General features: G+C 57.7%; 14 protein-coding genes. All 14 read right to left on the bottom strand.

Annotated features, from left to right (window positions below):
* Positions 1–46 precede the first annotated feature (46 nt).
* The 14 genes from ftsA to mraZ all read right to left on the bottom strand — a co-directional run bounded on the left by ftsA (position 47) and on the right by mraZ (position 15,647).
* Complete coding sequence (gene ftsA / locus H0S68_RS03445) at positions 47–1,303, bottom strand: cell division protein FtsA (RefSeq protein WP_004950148.1); 1,257 nt, start codon at positions 1,301–1,303, stop codon at positions 47–49.
* On the bottom strand, positions 1,300–2,151 hold the full coding sequence (gene ftsQ / locus H0S68_RS03440) for a cell division protein FtsQ (RefSeq protein WP_020825213.1): 852 nt from the start codon (positions 2,149–2,151) through the stop codon (positions 1,300–1,302). Before ftsQ ends, ftsA begins: the two co-directional genes overlap by 4 nt.
* A gap of 1 nt (position 2,152) precedes the next feature.
* Entirely contained in the window at positions 2,153–3,073 is a 921-nt protein-coding gene (locus H0S68_RS03435) for a D-alanine--D-alanine ligase (RefSeq protein WP_046374517.1), read from the bottom strand.
* On the bottom strand, positions 3,063–4,541 hold the full coding sequence (gene murC, locus H0S68_RS03430) for a UDP-N-acetylmuramate--L-alanine ligase (protein ID WP_020825211.1): 1,479 nt from the start codon (positions 4,539–4,541) through the stop codon (positions 3,063–3,065). The genes H0S68_RS03435 and murC overlap by 11 nt, the downstream gene beginning before the upstream one ends.
* Before the next feature lie 83 nt (positions 4,542–4,624).
* On the bottom strand, positions 4,625–5,689 hold the full coding sequence (gene murG / locus H0S68_RS03425) for an undecaprenyldiphospho-muramoylpentapeptide beta-N-acetylglucosaminyltransferase (RefSeq protein WP_410529152.1): 1,065 nt from the start codon (positions 5,687–5,689) through the stop codon (positions 4,625–4,627).
* A 3-nt stretch (positions 5,690–5,692) separates the two neighbouring features.
* Positions 5,693–6,895: a cell division protein FtsW gene (ftsW, locus tag H0S68_RS03420; protein WP_020825209.1), complete on the bottom strand. Its 1,203-nt coding sequence runs from the start codon at positions 6,893–6,895 to the stop codon at positions 5,693–5,695.
* Positions 6,892–8,211 carry a UDP-N-acetylmuramoyl-L-alanine--D-glutamate ligase gene (murD, locus tag H0S68_RS03415; RefSeq protein ID WP_046374520.1) on the bottom strand — a complete coding sequence of 440 codons (1,320 nt, stop codon included), beginning with the start codon at positions 8,209–8,211 and terminating at the stop codon, positions 6,892–6,894. The genes ftsW and murD overlap by 4 nt, the downstream gene beginning before the upstream one ends.
* A gap of 2 nt (positions 8,212–8,213) precedes the next feature.
* Positions 8,214–9,296 (bottom strand): phospho-N-acetylmuramoyl-pentapeptide-transferase, encoded by a 1,083-nt coding sequence (gene mraY, locus H0S68_RS03410; RefSeq protein WP_012005208.1) that lies wholly within the window; start codon positions 9,294–9,296, stop codon positions 8,214–8,216.
* A complete protein-coding gene (murF, locus tag H0S68_RS03405) occupies positions 9,290–10,651 on the bottom strand; it encodes a UDP-N-acetylmuramoyl-tripeptide--D-alanyl-D-alanine ligase (protein WP_217331535.1) in 1,362 nt (453 codons plus the stop codon). The genes mraY and murF overlap by 7 nt, the downstream gene beginning before the upstream one ends.
* Positions 10,648–12,135, bottom strand: coding sequence for a UDP-N-acetylmuramoyl-L-alanyl-D-glutamate--2,6-diaminopimelate ligase (murE, locus tag H0S68_RS03400; RefSeq protein ID WP_020825206.1), 1,488 nt, complete (start codon positions 12,133–12,135; stop codon positions 10,648–10,650). Before murE ends, murF begins: the two co-directional genes overlap by 4 nt.
* A complete protein-coding gene (locus H0S68_RS03395) occupies positions 12,122–13,885 on the bottom strand; it encodes a peptidoglycan glycosyltransferase FtsI (protein ID WP_122077173.1) in 1,764 nt (587 codons plus the stop codon). The genes murE and H0S68_RS03395 overlap by 14 nt, the downstream gene beginning before the upstream one ends.
* A gap of 42 nt (positions 13,886–13,927) precedes the next feature.
* The gene (gene ftsL, locus H0S68_RS03390; RefSeq protein WP_012005204.1) at positions 13,928–14,248 is read right to left on the bottom strand and encodes a cell division protein FtsL; all 321 of its coding nucleotides are present in this window, start codon (positions 14,246–14,248) and stop codon (positions 13,928–13,930) included.
* Positions 14,245–15,186, bottom strand: a complete 942-nt coding sequence (gene rsmH / locus H0S68_RS03385) for a 16S rRNA (cytosine(1402)-N(4))-methyltransferase RsmH (RefSeq protein ID WP_020825204.1) — start codon at positions 15,184–15,186, stop codon at positions 14,245–14,247. Before rsmH ends, ftsL begins: the two co-directional genes overlap by 4 nt.
* Positions 15,187–15,188: 2 nt before the next feature.
* A complete protein-coding gene (gene mraZ / locus H0S68_RS03380; protein WP_041414198.1) occupies positions 15,189–15,647 on the bottom strand; it encodes a division/cell wall cluster transcriptional repressor MraZ in 459 nt (152 codons plus the stop codon).
* Positions 15,648–15,665 lie beyond the last annotated feature (18 nt).

Here is a 15,665-nt window from a genome sequence, read left to right as displayed (position 1 = left end):
GCGAGATCATAAAAAGATTACTCAGCATGATCTCTTTGTTGAAACATTAAAACTCTTTTCTCAGCCAGCTATTGATACGTTTAAACCAATTGCCCACCGAGGCGCGTTTTTCTACTTCTGCCTCACCGCTCAGGTGAGACTCTTTTCCATAGTGCAGCAGACCTACCGCCGTAGAGTAGTAAGGCTCCTGCGCATAATCCGTCAGACCCGTGATGTTCAAGGGTTGGCCGATGCGTACCTGGGTGTGGAACACCCGTTGCGCACAGGCTGCCAGGCCATCAATCTGGGCGGCACCACCGGTCAGCACAATACCCGCCGCCAGATGATGCTTCACCCCTTGCTGACGCAGTTGCTCCTGCAATTGCAAAATTTCATCGTTAACCAGATTCAACAGTTCGGTGTAGCGTGGCTCAATCACTTCAGCCAGTGTCTGTCTTTGCAGACTCCGAGGAGGACGTCCTCCAACGCTTGGCACCTCTACACTTTCATCCTTGCTAACAATCGACCCAAGCGCACAGCCGTGTCGAACTTTGATCGCTTCCGCGTCTGTCGGCGGCGTGCCGAAGGCGTAAGCGATATCGCTGGTGACCACGTTCCCGGCGTAAGGGATCACTTTGGTGTGGCGCAGCGCACCGCCGGTGTACACCGCCATATCCATGGTGCCGCCGCCGATATCTACCACACAAACGCCGAGTTCGCGCTCATCTTCGGTCAGTACCGCATAGCTGGCGGCCAGACCGGCGAAAATAAGTTGGTCAACTTTCAGACCACAACGTTCTACTGCCTTAACGATGTTCTTAGCCATATCGTTATGGCAGGTGATCAGGTGCACCTTGGCTTGCATACGCACGCCGGACAACCCAACCGGGTTTTTGATGCCTTCCTGATAATCGATGGCGTATTCCTGAGGGATGACGTGCAGGATGCGGTGTTCATCACGGACGCGTACCGATTTAGCGGTATGCACCACGTTCTCCACATCTTCCTGTGTCACTTCCTCTTCGGAAATAGGAACCATCCCTATTTCGTTCTGGCAGCTGATGTGTTTACCCGATAATGCGAGGTAAACCGAAGAAATCTGACAATCCGCCATCAGTTCGGCCTGATCGATAGCGCGCTGTACGCACTTCACTACCGACTCCAGGTCGTTAACGCCACCCTTATCCATACCGCGAGACGGGCAACTGCCCACCCCGATAATGTTGACCATGCCATCGGGCAGAACTTCCCCTACCAATGCGGAGACTTTTGCAGTACCGATCTCCAGTCCAACTACCAGTTTTCTGTCCGTCGACTTGATCATTGTTGTTTTGCCTGTGCCTGATTCTGTTGCTGATTACTGTTCTGCCGATCGCCTGCAGCCTGCGGGTCGATAAACACGGGGGCCCAACCTACCGATGCACCGGCCTCGTAGCGTAAGTCGACATAACTGACTCGCTTGCTTTCTGCCTGTCCCTGCTGCTGCAATACCGGGTAAAGCTCGATAAAGCGCTGCAGGCGTCCGGTGCGATCGTCGCGTCCCAGCTCCAGCCGAACATCATTATCCAAAGCCAGCTGCCAGGAATGGCGGGCGCTCATGGCCGCCATTTTCAGCGTATATTTGCTGGCCGCTAACATGCTGCTCATGGTCCGGTAACCTTCAAGAACATCCTGTTCGCTCCCTTCCGGACCATACAGCAACGGCAACTTCTGTTTGCCAATTCGTTCTGCAGGCACGCTGAAGGATTTGCCTTCGGCATCTACCATGTGCAAATCATTCCAGCGCGCCACCGGGACATATTCCACCAGGTGGATCTTCAGCTCATCCGGCCACTGCTTACGCACGCTGGCCTGCTTGATCCACGGCAGGCGTTCAATCTGCTGCTGGATGATATCCACATCCTGCGTCATGAACGTCCCCGGCGATCCCAGCGCCAGGATAGCCTGACGAATATCGTCGTTGGTGGTGTAGTGACGTTCACCGGTCACCACCAGTCGTGACAGCGGCAGGCGGCTGGCGTCTTTCATCCAGCCAATCACCGCCCACCCACTCCACAGGACCGTTCCCAACACCATCAACAGGAAAATCATTCCCGCCAACTGGGTTCCATTGCTGCGTCGCGGGTTGTTGTCCACCTCGCGTTCACGCGCATTCAGGGCAGCTTGCGACATATCAGTCGGCCAATTCCAAAATTCTCGCTACCAGCTGCGAGAAGCTTAAACCAGACTGCCGCGCTGCCATCGGCACCAGGCTATGACTGGTCATGCCCGGCGAGGTATTCACCTCAAGCAGATAGAAGCTGCCATCGCTATCCTGCATCACATCAACGCGGCCCCAGCCGCTGCAGTCCAGCCCACGATAGGCGCGTAACGCCAGAGACGCCATTTCGGCTTCCTGTTCCGCACCCAGGCCGCTCGGACAGAAATACTGGGTATCGTCCGAGATGTACTTGGCCTGGTAATCGTAAAACACGCCGGCCGGTTGAATCCGGATGGAAGGCAATACTCGATCACCCAGCATCGCTACCGTGTATTCCGGACCGCTCAGCCACTTCTCGACCAGCACGTCGTCGTCATGACGGAAACCTTCTTCCAGAGCCGCCTCAAGAGCGCCACGCTCGGTAACTTTGCTCATACCAACGCTGGAGCCTTCACGGCTCGGCTTGACGATCAGCGGCAGGCCCAAGGCCTCTACGCGCGCGATCAGCGCCTCTTTTTCTGCACCGGCATATTGCTGACGGTTCAGCGCAACATAAGGCGCCACCGGCAGGCCCATCGACTGCCACACCATTTTGGTGCGCCACTTGTCCATGGTCAGTGCCGAAGCCATCACGCCACTGCCTGTATAAGGCAGTTCGAGGAACTCCAGCATGCCTTGCAGGGTGCCGTCTTCACCGCCTCGGCCATGCAGCGCGATAAATACTTTGGTAAACCCATGTTCTTTCAACTGGGTGACCGGGAAATCACGGATATCGATGCCGTGAGCGTCGATACCGGCTTCACGCAGCCCGGCCAGCACGGCGGCACCGGATTGCAATGACACTTCACGTTCAGCGGAGGTGCCACCCAGCAGTACGGCAACTTTATCGGCCATGATGTTCCTCCTCTTTTTTCTGAGGCTGCAGCTTCAGCTCAGCCAGTTTGCGTGCGACTTTCCCCACGTTGCCGGCGCCCTGCACCAGCACTAAATCGTCCGCTTGCAGCAACCCTGCAAGGGTTTCCGGCACGGTATCCGCATCAGACACCAGAATCGGATCCAGCTTGCCGCGGCTGCGGATGGTGCGGCACAGCGAGCGGCTGTCCGCCCCCGGAATTGCCGTTTCACCGGCAGAGTAAACGTCCAGCATCAGCAGCACGTCCACCTGCGACAGCACATTGGCAAAGTCGTCATACAGATCGCGAGTACGCGTGTAACGGTGCGGCTGGAAAATCATCACCAGACGCTTGTCCGGCCAGCCTGCACGTGCGGCTTTCAGCGTCGCGTCGACCTCGGTCGGGTGGTGGCCATAGTCGTCCACCAGCATCGCACTGCCGCTTTTGCCATTTACCGGCTCCAGCGGGAATTCGCCGAGGAAATCAAAGCGGCGACCGGTCCCCTGGAAGCTGGCCAACGCACGCAGGATATCGGCGTCGTCAATGCCCTCTTCCGTTGCTACCGCCACTGCCGCCGCCGCGTTCAACGCGTTGTGACGACCCGGCGCATTCAGCGTCACCGTCATCAGCGGCTTGTCCTGGCGGCTCAGGGTGAAGTGGCCCTGGGCTCCAACCTGACGGTAGCTCTCGATGCGAACGTCGGCATCGTCGCTGAAACCGTAAGTGGTGATATGGCGACCCACGCGTGGCAGCAATTCACGCACCACCGGATCGTCAATACACATCACCGCACGGCCGTAGAACGGCAGGTTGTGCAAAAAGTTAATAAACGTCTGCTTCAGGTTTTCGAAGTCGCCCTGGTAGGTCTCCATATGGTCGGCTTCGATATTGGTGACAATCGCCACCATCGGTTGCAGATGCAAGAAAGAAGCATCGCTCTCATCCGCTTCCGCAATCAGGTAACGGCTGGAGCCCAAACGCGCATGAGTTCCTGCCGCTTTCACCAGCCCGCCGTTAACAAAGGTCGGGTCCAGACCGGCTTCGGCATAAATGCTCGACACCATTGCCGTGGTCGTGGTCTTGCCATGCGTACCGGCAACGGCGATGCCGTGACGAAAACGCATCAGTTCGGCCAACATCTCTGCGCGGCGGATTACCGGAATACGCGCTTCACGAGCGGCGACAATTTCCGGGTTGTCGGCAGAAATCGCGGTAGAAACCACGACTACGCTGGCATCCAGTACGTTCTCCGGACGGTGATGGAAGTAAATCGTCGCCCCGAGCGCGCTCAGCTGCTGGGTTACCGGATTCGGTGCCAGGTCAGAACCGCTGATTTGATAACCTTCATTGGCCAACACTTCGGCGATACCACCCATGCCGGCGCCACCGATGCCGACAAAGTGAATGTGCCGGACGCGTCGCATCTCGGGCACGATAGTACGTAGTTTCGCCAGTTGTTGTGTATTCATCACTCTCTCTAATCCAGGTCCGGCATGCCGGGCCCCTACATGACATTCTTTAATTCAGGCCCGGCGAACCGGACCCCTGCATATTATTTGGCGACGCGCACCAGCTCCGCAGCTACGCGTTCAGTAGCATCCGCAATGGCCACGGCACGGGCCTTTTCGGCCATAGCCAGCAGCGTAGGACGATCCCAGCCAGCCAGCAGCTCCGCCACCACATCGGCGTTAAACTGCGGTTGCTCGATAATCTTCGCCGCACCGGCTTCTTCCAGCGGGCGGGCATTCCAATACTGTTGGCGGTCTTTGTGCATGAAAGGCACGAAGATCGCAGGAAGGCCCGCAGCGGCGATCTCGCTGACCGTTAGCGCGCCGGAACGGCACACCACGACATCAGCCCAAGCGTACGCCGCCGCCATGTCATCAATAAACTCGGTCACTTTGTGTTGCGTCTGCCCTACCCTCTCGTAGTCGCGCAACACATTTTCCAGCGCACCTTTGCCTACCTGATGCCAGAGCGTAATTCTATCGCCCAATCTCGCCGCGACTTCAGGAACTGTCTGATTCAGCACCCGGGCACCCTGACTGCCGCCAATCACCAGTACGCGAATGGGCCCTTCACGCCCCGTCAATCGCTCTGCCGGCAGCGGCAGCGCCAATACGTCAGTGCGTACCGGGTTGCCCACCACGTCCGCATTGGGGAACGCGCCAGGGAAGGCCTGCAGCACCTTCTTGGCAATGCGCGCCAACCAACGGTTGGTCAGCCCGGCAATGCCGTTTTGTTCATGCAGCACCACCGGGATGCCGCACAGCCATGCGGCCAAACCGCCAGGACCAGAAACGTAACCCCCCATCCCCAGCACCACGTCCGGTTGGTAGCTGCGCATAATCGCCTTCGCCTGACGTACGGCTTGCCAGATACGCAGCGGCGCGCTCAGTTGGGCCTTCAGCCCTTTGCCACGCAGGCCGGAAATACGGATGAAATCAATCTCGATCCCGTGCTTTGGCACCAGATCGGCTTCCATTCGGTCTGCGGTTCCAAGCCAGCGCACCTGCCAGCCTTGCGCCATCAGATGATGTGCGACTGCCAGTCCCGGGAAAACGTGTCCGCCGGTACCGCCTGCCATCACCATTAAACGCTTAGGTTTCCCGCTCATCCCTTACCTCTTCACAAACGCCTGGGCTTTAGCCAGACGCGTTTCATAATCAATACGCAGCAACAGCACGATCGCCGTCGACATAATCAACAGGCTCGAACCGCCATAGCTTATCAGCGGTAACGTTAAGCCTTTAGTAGGGAGCATTCCGGCAGCGGCACCGACATTGACCAGCGCCTGGAAGCTAAACCACACGCCAATTGAGCAGGCCAAGAAGCCAGAAAAGCGCTGATCAATCTCCAGCGCACGGCGGCCAATCGACATAGCACGAAAAGCGACGCAGAATACCATTAACAATGCAAAAACCACACCGATATAGCCCAGTTCTTCGCCTAAAATCGAGAAGATAAAGTCGGTGTGCGCTTCCGGCAAATACTCGAGTTTCTGCACCGAATTGCCCAGCCCTTGTCCCCAGAACTCACCACGGCCAAAGGCCATCAGCGACTGGGTCAGCTGGTAGCCGCTGCCGAACGGATCGGCCCACGGATTCCAGAACGAAGTCACACGGCGCATACGGTAAGGTTCAGCGATGATCAACAGCACTACCGCGAAGGCTCCGGATCCGATAATCGCCAGGAATTGCCACATTTTCGCGCCGGCCAGGAACAGCATTGCCAGCGTGGTGATAAACAGCACCACCACGGTACCGAGGTCCGGCTGAGCCAGCAGCAGCACGGCCAACACCACCATGACACCCATCGGCTTGCAGAAGCCCCAGAAGTTGCTGCGCACCTCTTCTACTTTGCGCACCAGATAACTCGCCAGGTAACAGAACAGCGACAGCTTGGACAGCTCTGCCGGCTGAATACGCAGCGGCCCCAGCGAGATCCAGCGCGATGCCCCGTTTACCGAGCTGCCGACCACCAATACGATCAACAGCATCACAATCGACAACAGCAGCATGATGTTGCTATAGCGCTGCCAGACTTCCATCGGAATGCGCAAGGTCACCATCGACAGACCGAACGCCAGCCCGAGGTACAACGCATCACGCTTGGCGAACAAGAACGGATCGTCCGCCAGGCGCTGACCGATCGGCATCGAAGCCGAAGTCACCATCACAAAACCGATAATGGCCAACCCAAAGGTCAGCCACAGCAGGGTACGGTCGTACAGCACCATATTGACCGAATCGTTATCTCGCGATCCCGCCACCCAGTTTTTAAAGAGCTCTGTCAGCCCGAAGTTCGGCAAGCGTAGTCTCATCCGCCAAGCTCCTGTGCCAAACGAGTAAACTCGTCGCCGCGTACTTCAAAATTGCGGAACTGATCCAGGCTGGCACAGGCAGGTGACAGCAGCACCATATCGCCAGGTTGCACCCGGCCGGCTATCGTCTGCATCGCCTGTTCCATAGTCTCGGTCAGCGTAGCGACCTCCGGCCGCAGCTGAGCCAACTGTTCGCCATCACGGCCGAAGCAGTAAAGGCGAACGTTATCGCCTTGCAGGTAGCGCGCCAGCGGGGAGAAATCGGCAGATTTACCGTCGCCGCCCAACAGCAGGTGCAAGGTGCCGTCCACCTGCAGACCATTCAACGCCGCTTCGGTACTGCCAACGTTGGTGGCTTTAGAATCGTTAATCCAGCGAACGCCGTTATGTTCCCAGGCCAATTGGAAGCGGTGCGCCAAACCGGTATAGGTGGTCAACGCTTTCAGGCTGGAAGCGCGCGGGATGTTCACCGCATCGGCCAGTGCCAGCGCCGCCAACGCATTGGTGTAGTTATGGCGGCCAGTCAGCTTCATTTCGCGGGTGTTCAGGATTTTCTCGCCGCGCACGCGCAACCAGGTCTCGCCCAGTTGGCGGTTCAGGTGATAGTCGCCCACATCGGCACCAAAGCTGATGCAACGCTGATCCGCCCCGCGAATCGGCATCGTCAATGCGTCGTCGGCATTGACCACGCACAGGCTGGCATTTTCATAGACCTTCAGCTTGGCGGCACGGTATTGCTGCAGCCCAAACGGATAGCGATCCATATGATCTTCGGTGACGTTCAAAATGGTCGCCGCAGCCGCGTGCAGGCTGTAAGTGGTTTCCAGTTGGAAGCTCGACAGCTCCAGCACGTACAGTTGGCATTCCTGACGCAGCAGGCTCAACGCAGGCAGGCCGATATTGCCACCGACGCCCACCGCCCAACCTGCGGCTTTTGCCATTTCACCCACCAGGGTGGTGACGGTGCTTTTACCGTTGGAACCGGTAATCGCCACGATCGGTGCCTGGGCTTCACGGCAGAACAATTCGATATCGCCGACAATCTCTACGCCCGCCTCTGCAGCAGCGCTCAATGCCGGGGTCGCCAATGCCATGCCCGGACTGGCGACGATCAAATCCGCCGCCAACAGCCAATCCTGATTCAAATCACCCAGGTGACGCTCAACGCTTTCAGGCAGCTTGTCCAGCCCTGGAGGTGAAATGCGGGTATCCATAACGCGTGGCGTTACGCCGCGCGCCATAAAGAAATCAACACAGGACAGGCCGGTGAGGCCCAGCCCGATGATGACCACTTTCTTACCCTGATAATCCGCCATAGTTACCGCACCTTCAGCGTCGCCAGGCCAATCAGCACCAGCATCAGCGAAATAATCCAGAAGCGCACGATCACGCGTGGTTCCGGCCAGCCTTTCAATTCATAGTGGTGGTGAATCGGCGCCATGCGGAAAATACGTTGCCCGCGCAGCTTGAACGACCCCACCTGCAAAATCACCGACAGCGTTTCAACCACGAACACGCCGCCCATAATCAACAGTAAAAACTCTTGGCGCAGCAGCACCGCAATGGTGCCCAACGCGCCGCCCAGCGCCAACGAACCCACGTCGCCCATGAAGACCTGGGCCGGATAGGTGTTGAACCACAAAAAGCCCAGGCCGGCGCCGACAATGGCGGTACAGACGATCACCAGTTCACCGGCGTGGCGCAAATATGGAATGTGCAGGTAGTTGGCGAAGTTCATGTTACCGGTCGCCCAGGCTACCAGTGCAAAACCGGCGGCCACGAACACCGTCGGCATAATCGCCAGGCCGTCCAGCCCGTCGGTCAGGTTGACCGCGTTGCTGGTCCCTACGATGACAAAGTAAGCCAGCAGCACGTACAACAGGCCAAGCTGAGGCATGATGTCCTTAAAGAACGGCACAACCAGCTCGGTGGCTGGCGTGTCTTTACCTACGGCATACATGGCGAAAGCAACCACCAGCGCAATCACCGACTGCCAGAAGTATTTCCAGCGGGCGATCAGCCCTTTGGTGTCTTTACGCACCACCTTGCGGTAGTCGTCAACGAAACCGACGATGCCGTAACCCACCAGCACAAACAGTACGCACCAAACATAAGGGTTGGACGGATAGGCCCACATCAGCACCGAAACGGTGATGGAGGTCAGGATCATGATGCCGCCCATGGTCGGCGTGCCGCGCTTGCTGAAATGCGACTCTGGACCGTCGTTACGCACCACCTGGCCGAAGGACATCTCCTGCAGGCGTTTGATCACCCGCGGCCCCATCCACAAGGAAAGGAACAGCGCGGTCAGCAGGCTGACAATGGCTCGGAACGTCAGGTAGGAAAAGACGTTGAAGCCGGAATAATATTTGACCAAATGCTCGGCCAGCCAAACTAACATGGTGCTTTCTCCTGTAACGCGCGTACTACCTGCTCCATTGCGGCACTACGTGAACCCTTGATTAACACGGTAATTACCGCATGTTCCGACAGTAATTCCGCCACGCGCGCGGTCACCGCTGCCTTATCCTGAAAATGTTCGCCGTTACCGGAGGCGGCAATCAGCGTTTGGCTCAATGGCCCCACGCCCAGTACCTTATCGACTCCCGCCAGCCGAGCCGCTTCGCCCACCTGACGGTGACACTCTTCAGCTTCCGCCCCCAGCTCTGCCATATCGCCCACCACCATCACGCGGTAACCCGGCATTTCCGCCAGTACCTGCGCAGCGGCAGTCATTGAGCCAACGTTGGCGTTGTAGCTGTCATCCAACAGCAGCTTGCCGGCAGACAGGGCAATCGGGAACAAACGTCCCGGTACCGCCTTCAGTTGTTTGAGCCCCTGACGCACGGCCTCGAGCGATGCACCGGCCGACATTGCCAGTGCCGTTGCCGCCAACGCGTTGGCGACGTTATGACGCCCCGGAAGGGGCAGCGCGATAGGTGCAGTGCCGAACGGGCTGTGCAGCGTAAACTGTGTGCCTTCACCGTTGACTTGTACATCGCTGGCGAAGAAATCGACGCCTTCTGCCGCCTGCGGAGAGAATCGCCAAACGGTTTTCCCCTCCAGCATGTTCTGCCAATGCGGCCAATCGTTGTTGTCGGCGTTGATGATCGCCACGCCGTCAGCCGGCAAGCCGGTAAAAATTTCGCCCTTCGCCTGGGCAACACCGGCCAAGGAACCAAAGCCTTCCAGGTGAGCGGCCGCCAGGTTATTTACCAGGGCGGTCTGCGGACAAGTTAATGCGGTGGTATAGGCGATTTCGCCAATGTGGTTAGCGCCCAGCTCAATCACCGCAAAGTCGTGCTGCGGCTGCAAACGCAGCAGCGTCAAAGGCACGCCGATGTCATTATTGAAATTGCCGGCGGTATAAAGCACTTCGCCGCACTCACGCAGGATAGCGGCGGCCATCTCTTTCACCGAAGTCTTGCCCGATGAGCCGGTTAACGCCACGACTCGGGCCGGTACCTGCTTGCGTACCCAGGCAGCAAGTTGGCCTAACGCCAGACGGGTGTCTTTCACCACCAGTTGCGGAACATCCACCAATAAGCGCTTACTTACCAGCAACGCCCCGGCGCCTGCGGCTACAGCATCAACAGCAAAATCGTGAGCGTCGAAACGCTCACCTTTCAATGCCACAAACAGGCAACCGGCGGTTACCTGACGGGTATCTGTCGTCACCTCAACGATTTGGCAATCGGCGCCGATCAGTTCAGCGCTCAATACGTCGGCCAGTGCCTGAAGGGAGACAGGGATCATGCTACTACCCCCAGCAAACGCGCGACGGTGGTGCGATCGGAGTAATCCAGACGGCGATTCCCCACCAGTTGGTAATCCTCGTGACCCTTACCGGCCACCAGCACCACGTCTTGTTCTTTCGCCTGCATGATGGCGCTGGTTACGGCTTCCGCACGACCGTGGATCACCAGAGCGCGTCCGGCATCCAGCAAGCCAGTCAGGATATCGGCGATGATCGCCTGCGGTTCTTCGGTACGAGGGTTATCGTCGGTAACAACGACGCGATCGGCGAACTGTTCGGCGATGCCGCCCATCAGTGGACGCTTGCCCTTGTCGCGATCGCCGCCGCAGCCAAACACGCACCATAACTGCCCCTGGCAGTGCAGGCGCGCGGCTTCCAACGCTTTTTCCAGCGCATCCGGGGTGTGGGCGTAATCGACCACCACCGTCGGTTTACCCGGCGCGTTGAAAACTTCCATGCGGCCACACACCGGTTGCAGCTGATTACCGGTGGCCACCAGTTCATCCAGTGGATACCCCAACGACAGCAGGGTCGCCAACGCCAACAGCAAGTTACTGACGTTGAAAGCCCCCATCAGGCGGCTTTCAATCTCACCGTCGCCCCAGCTTGAGCTGAAGCGAATAGTGGCGCCGTTATCGTGATAGTTAACCGCGGTGGTTTTCAGCCAGCGACCGTGGCAGCCAGGCTGCAGGTTGTCCTGCATGGTGACAGCGACTGCATCCGGCAATTGACTCAGCCAGCGCTGGCCGACTTCGTCATCGGCATTGATAATCGCCTGGCCCACTTCGTGACTGGCGAACAGCGACCACTTGGCCGCTTCGTAATTGGCCATGTCACCGTGGTAGTCCAGATGATCGCGGCTCAGGTTGGTAAACACCGCAGCGGCAAACGGCAGCGCCGCCACGCGGTTTTGCACCAGGCCGTGGGAGGAAACTTCCATCGCAGCGAAGGTGGCGCCGCGATCGACCAGCTCGTTTAATACGTGTTGAACATCTACCGCAGAGCCGGTGGTATTCTCTGTTGGGCAAACCTGGCCCAGCAAACCATTGCCGACGGTGCCCATTACGGCGCTGGTTTCACCCAGCAGTTGGCCCCACTGCGCCAGCAGCTGAGTGGTGGTGGTTTTGCCGTTGGTACCCGTAACGCCGACCAGACGCAGACGTTCCGCCGGTTCATGGTAAAAACGCCCGGCCAGTGCGGAAAGGCGCTGGTTGAGCTGGCTCAGGTAAATCACCGGCACGCCGTGCATTTGGGTGATAGCGCCGTCTTCGGCCTGGCCTTCAGCTTCGGCAATCACAGCGGCAACGCCCTGCGCGATGGCCTGCGGAATATAGCGGCGTCCATCCGTTTGATGGCCGACAACGGCGACAAACAGATCCCCGGCAGCCGCAATACGGCTGTCTAATGTCATTTCCCGCAGCGCGCGCCCGGGAGCCGTTGGCACCCACGGAGCGAGTAAATCGCGCAAATTACGATCTGCCACCTGAACCCTCTTTTCTGTTAGTTACAAAATCGCTTTTCTCAACGGTAGGCAACGCATCCGGTTCAACGTTCATGGTGCGCAATACGCCGCCCATGATGGCGCCAAACACCGGCGCGGAGATCGCACCACCGTAGTATTTCCCACCCTGCGGGTCGTTGATTACCACCACCAGAGCAAAACGAGGATTACTGGCCGGCGCCACGCCGGCGGTATAAGCGATGTATCTGTTGACGTATTTGCCGTCCGGGCCCACTTTTTTGGCGGTACCGGTTTTGATGGCTATGCGGTAGCCCTTGATGGCCGCCTTCACCCCACCGCCGCCCGGTAAGGCAACGCTTTCCATCATGTGCACAACGGTGCGCACCAGAGGTTCGGGGAAGACGCGCTCACCGGCAACCGGTGGGTCAACTTTAGTAATCGACAGCGGGCGATAAACGCCCAGACTGCCGATCGTTGCGTAGACTCGCGCTAACTGTAACGGGGTTACCATTAGCCCATAGCCGAAAGAGAAGGTGGCCCTCTCTATGTCAGACCACCGTTGTTTTTTTGGGTATATGCCACTGCTTTCTCCGACCAGCCCCAAATTGGTCGCTTTTCCCAATCCAAAACGAGAGTAAGTATCTACTAACGCTGAGGACGGCATCGATAACGCCAGCCGTGAAACGCCGACGTTACTCGACTTCTGCAAGATCCCGGTCAGGGAGAGTTCCGCGTAACGCGCAACGTCCCTGATTTCCTTGCCGTTGATACGGTAAGGGACGGTATTCAGCACGCTATTTTCTTTCACAATGCCGTGCTGCAATGCCGTCATGACCACCATAGGTTTTACGGTGGAACCAGGCTCAAAAATATCGGTGATAGCACGGTTACGCATGGTTTCTTTCGGCGTACCGGCCATATTGTTCGGGTTGTAAGACGGGCTGTTGGCCATCGCCAACACTTCGCCGGTATTCACATCCACCAGCACCGCAGTACCGGATTCAGCCTTGTTGAAGGCCACGGCGTTGTTGAGTTCGCGGTAAACCAATGCCTGCAGACGCTCATCGACGCTCAGCACCAGGTTATGCGCCGCCTGACTGTCCACCGAAGAAATATCCTCGATGACCCGGCCAAAGCGGTCTTTACGCACGGTTCTCTCGCCCGGTTGCCCGGTCAGCCAGCGGTCAAAGCTCTTCTCGACGCCTTCAATCCCCTGACCGTCAATGTTGGTCACGCCAATGATGTGCGAAGTCACCTGGCCGGAAGGATAGTAGCGACGGGATTCCTGACGCAGGTAAATACCCGGCAGTTTCAACTTGCGAATGTAGTCGCCGATCGCCGGATTCACCTGGCGCGCCAGATAGACAAAGCGCCCTTTAGGGTTGGCGTTGATGCGGGTAGAAAGCTGATCCAGCGGAACATTCAGCGCATCGGATAACGCTTTCCAGCGGCTATCCAGCGTGATACCACCGCGCTCATTCAGCTCTTTCGGATCCGCCCAGATTGCATTCACCGGCACACTTACCGCCAGCGGCCGACCTGAACGATCGCTGATCATGCCGCGCGCAGTCGGTACTTCCTGCACGCGCAGTGAGCGCATGTCGCCTTCTTTTACCAAGCGGTCCGGGTTAATCACCTGCAGATAAGCCACCCGCAGCATCAGCCCTACCAACGCCAGCAAAATACAGCCGCACAGCAACGCAAAACGCCAGCTTACAAAGCTGGCCTGATCTTCCTGGCGTTTCAACTTACCGGGGCGTGCTGCTTTCATGCGTTCCCTTTCTACTCCGTGTAATGATTTCAGTTAAACCATTCATTGTTTAACGATGATATTTTCCTGAGATGGATCAACATGTTGCATCTGCAGTTTTTCCGTTGCGATGCGTTCTACCCGACTGTGATCCCCAAGGGCATTCTCTTCAAGAATCAGGTTGCGCCACTCAATGTCCAGGGCGTCTCTCTCAAGAACTAACTGCTCGCGCTCGGCAGTCAGCAAGCGGGTGCGGTGCGCGGTGGTCACGACGAAAACCGCAGACACCAACGAAGCAATCAGCAAAATCAGTGGGATCTTGGCGTTACGCAGCAAATCGCCGCCAATCACGCCGACCAGACCGTGGCGTTCGTTGCCAATCACACCGGCATCCTCTCGGCAATACGCAGCACTGAGCTACGTGCACGTGGGTTTTCCGCCACCTCAGCATCCCCAGGCATCATCTTGCCCAGCGCTTTCAGCGTGCGTCCGCCCATACTGCGCAGTTGCTCTTCCGTCAGCGGGATACCGGCCGGCACCTGAGCGCCGCGGCTATGGTGACGCATGAAGCGTTTAACAATGCGGTCTTCCAGCGAGTGGAAACTGATGATCGACAGACGGCCCTGCGGGGCCAGCACTTCCAGCGCGCCGTCCAGCGCACGTTCGATCTCTTCCAATTCGCTGTTGATGTAGATACGGATCGCCTGGAAGCTGCGGGTTGCCGGGTGCTTGTGCTTATCCCGGAACGGGCTGGCGTTGGCGATCAAGTCCGCCAGCTCTTTGGTACGGGTCATCGGCTCGACGAGATTTCTTTCTACGATGGCGCGAGCGATACGCTTGGCAAAACGCTCTTCGCCGAAGGTTTTCAGCACCCAGGCGATGTCGTCTGCTTCCGCTTTCATCAGCCACTCGGAGGCTGACTGACCGCTTGAGGAGTCCATGCGCATGTCCAGTGGACCGTCCCGCATGAAGGAGAAACCGCGTTCCGCGTCATCCAACTGCGGTGAAGAAACCCCCAGATCGAGCAAGATGCCATCAATCTTCCCTACTAATTCGCGTTCCCGCACATAGTGCGACAACTCTGAAAATGGGCCGTGTACGATGCTAAAACGAGGATCATCAATAGACTTGGCGGCTGCAATCGCCTGTGGGTCGCGGTCAATTGCCAACAAACGTCCTTCCGGCCCAAGCTGGGACAGAATCAGACGCGAATGGCCACCGCGGCCAAAAGTACCGTCGATATAGATGCCGTTACTGCGAATGTTGAGGCCGTTAACCGCCTCATCCAACAGTACGGTAGTGTGTTTATAGTTTTCCAACATGCTTATAGCGACAAGTCCTGTAGCCGCTCAGACAACGGTTCCTGAGTCGACTGTTCTGCGTCAATATCATCCTTGACTTGTTGATACCAGGTCTGTTCATCCCACAGTTCAAACTTGTTGAACTGCCCGACCAGCATCACTTCTTTGGTAAGCCCGGCGTGCTGACGTAGCGTAGTGGCTAACAGCAAACGGCCGGCGCTGTCCATCTGACACTCACTGGCATGACCCAACAGCAGGCGCTGAACGCGACGCTCGGCGGGATTCATACTCGACAGACGGGATAACTTTTGTTCAATAACTTCCCATTCGGGCAGTGGGTAGAGCAGCAGGCAGGGCTGGTGGAGGTCAATGGTGCAAACCATTTGGCCTTGCGATTGCTCGTTCAGCAAATCCCGATATCGGGTGGGTACGGCAAGCCGCCCTTTGCTGTCGAGGTTAACCATCGTTGCTCCACGGAACATACCTGAGTTACCCCTTCA

The organism is Serratia sp. AXJ-M (assembly GCF_046531865.1).
Taxonomy (GTDB): domain Bacteria; phylum Pseudomonadota; class Gammaproteobacteria; order Enterobacterales; family Enterobacteriaceae; genus Serratia; species Serratia liquefaciens.
The sequence above is the reverse complement of the archived record's forward strand: the minus strand, read 5'-3'. Positions and strand labels throughout refer to the sequence as shown.

Excerpts from the sequence above, each read along its gene's own strand:
- ftsA (WP_004950148.1), bottom strand. The coding sequence starts at position 1,303 with ATGATCAAGTCGACGGACAGAAAACTGGTAGTTGGACTGGAGATCGGT.
- ftsQ (WP_020825213.1), bottom strand. The coding sequence starts at position 2,151 with ATGTCGCAAGCTGCCCTGAATGCGCGTGAACGCGAGGTGGACAACAAC.
- H0S68_RS03435 (WP_046374517.1), bottom strand. The coding sequence starts at position 3,073 with ATGGCCGATAAAGTTGCCGTACTGCTGGGTGGCACCTCCGCTGAACGT.
- murC (WP_020825211.1), bottom strand. The coding sequence starts at position 4,541 with ATGAATACACAACAACTGGCGAAACTACGTACTATCGTGCCCGAGATG.
- murG (WP_410529152.1), bottom strand. The coding sequence starts at position 5,689 with ATGAGCGGGAAACCTAAGCGTTTAATGGTGATGGCAGGCGGTACCGGC.
- ftsW (WP_020825209.1), bottom strand. The coding sequence starts at position 6,895 with ATGAGACTACGCTTGCCGAACTTCGGGCTGACAGAGCTCTTTAAAAAC.
- murD (WP_046374520.1), bottom strand. The coding sequence starts at position 8,211 with ATGGCGGATTATCAGGGTAAGAAAGTGGTCATCATCGGGCTGGGCCTC.
- mraY (WP_012005208.1), bottom strand. The coding sequence starts at position 9,296 with ATGTTAGTTTGGCTGGCCGAGCATTTGGTCAAATATTATTCCGGCTTC.
- murF (WP_217331535.1), bottom strand. The coding sequence starts at position 10,651 with ATGATCCCTGTCTCCCTTCAGGCACTGGCCGACGTATTGAGCGCTGAA.
- H0S68_RS03395 (WP_122077173.1), bottom strand. The coding sequence starts at position 13,885 with ATGAAAGCAGCACGCCCCGGTAAGTTGAAACGCCAGGAAGATCAGGCC.
- rsmH (WP_020825204.1), bottom strand. The coding sequence starts at position 15,186 with ATGTTGGAAAACTATAAACACACTACCGTACTGTTGGATGAGGCGGTT.
- mraZ (WP_041414198.1), bottom strand. The coding sequence starts at position 15,647 with ATGTTCCGTGGAGCAACGATGGTTAACCTCGACAGCAAAGGGCGGCTT.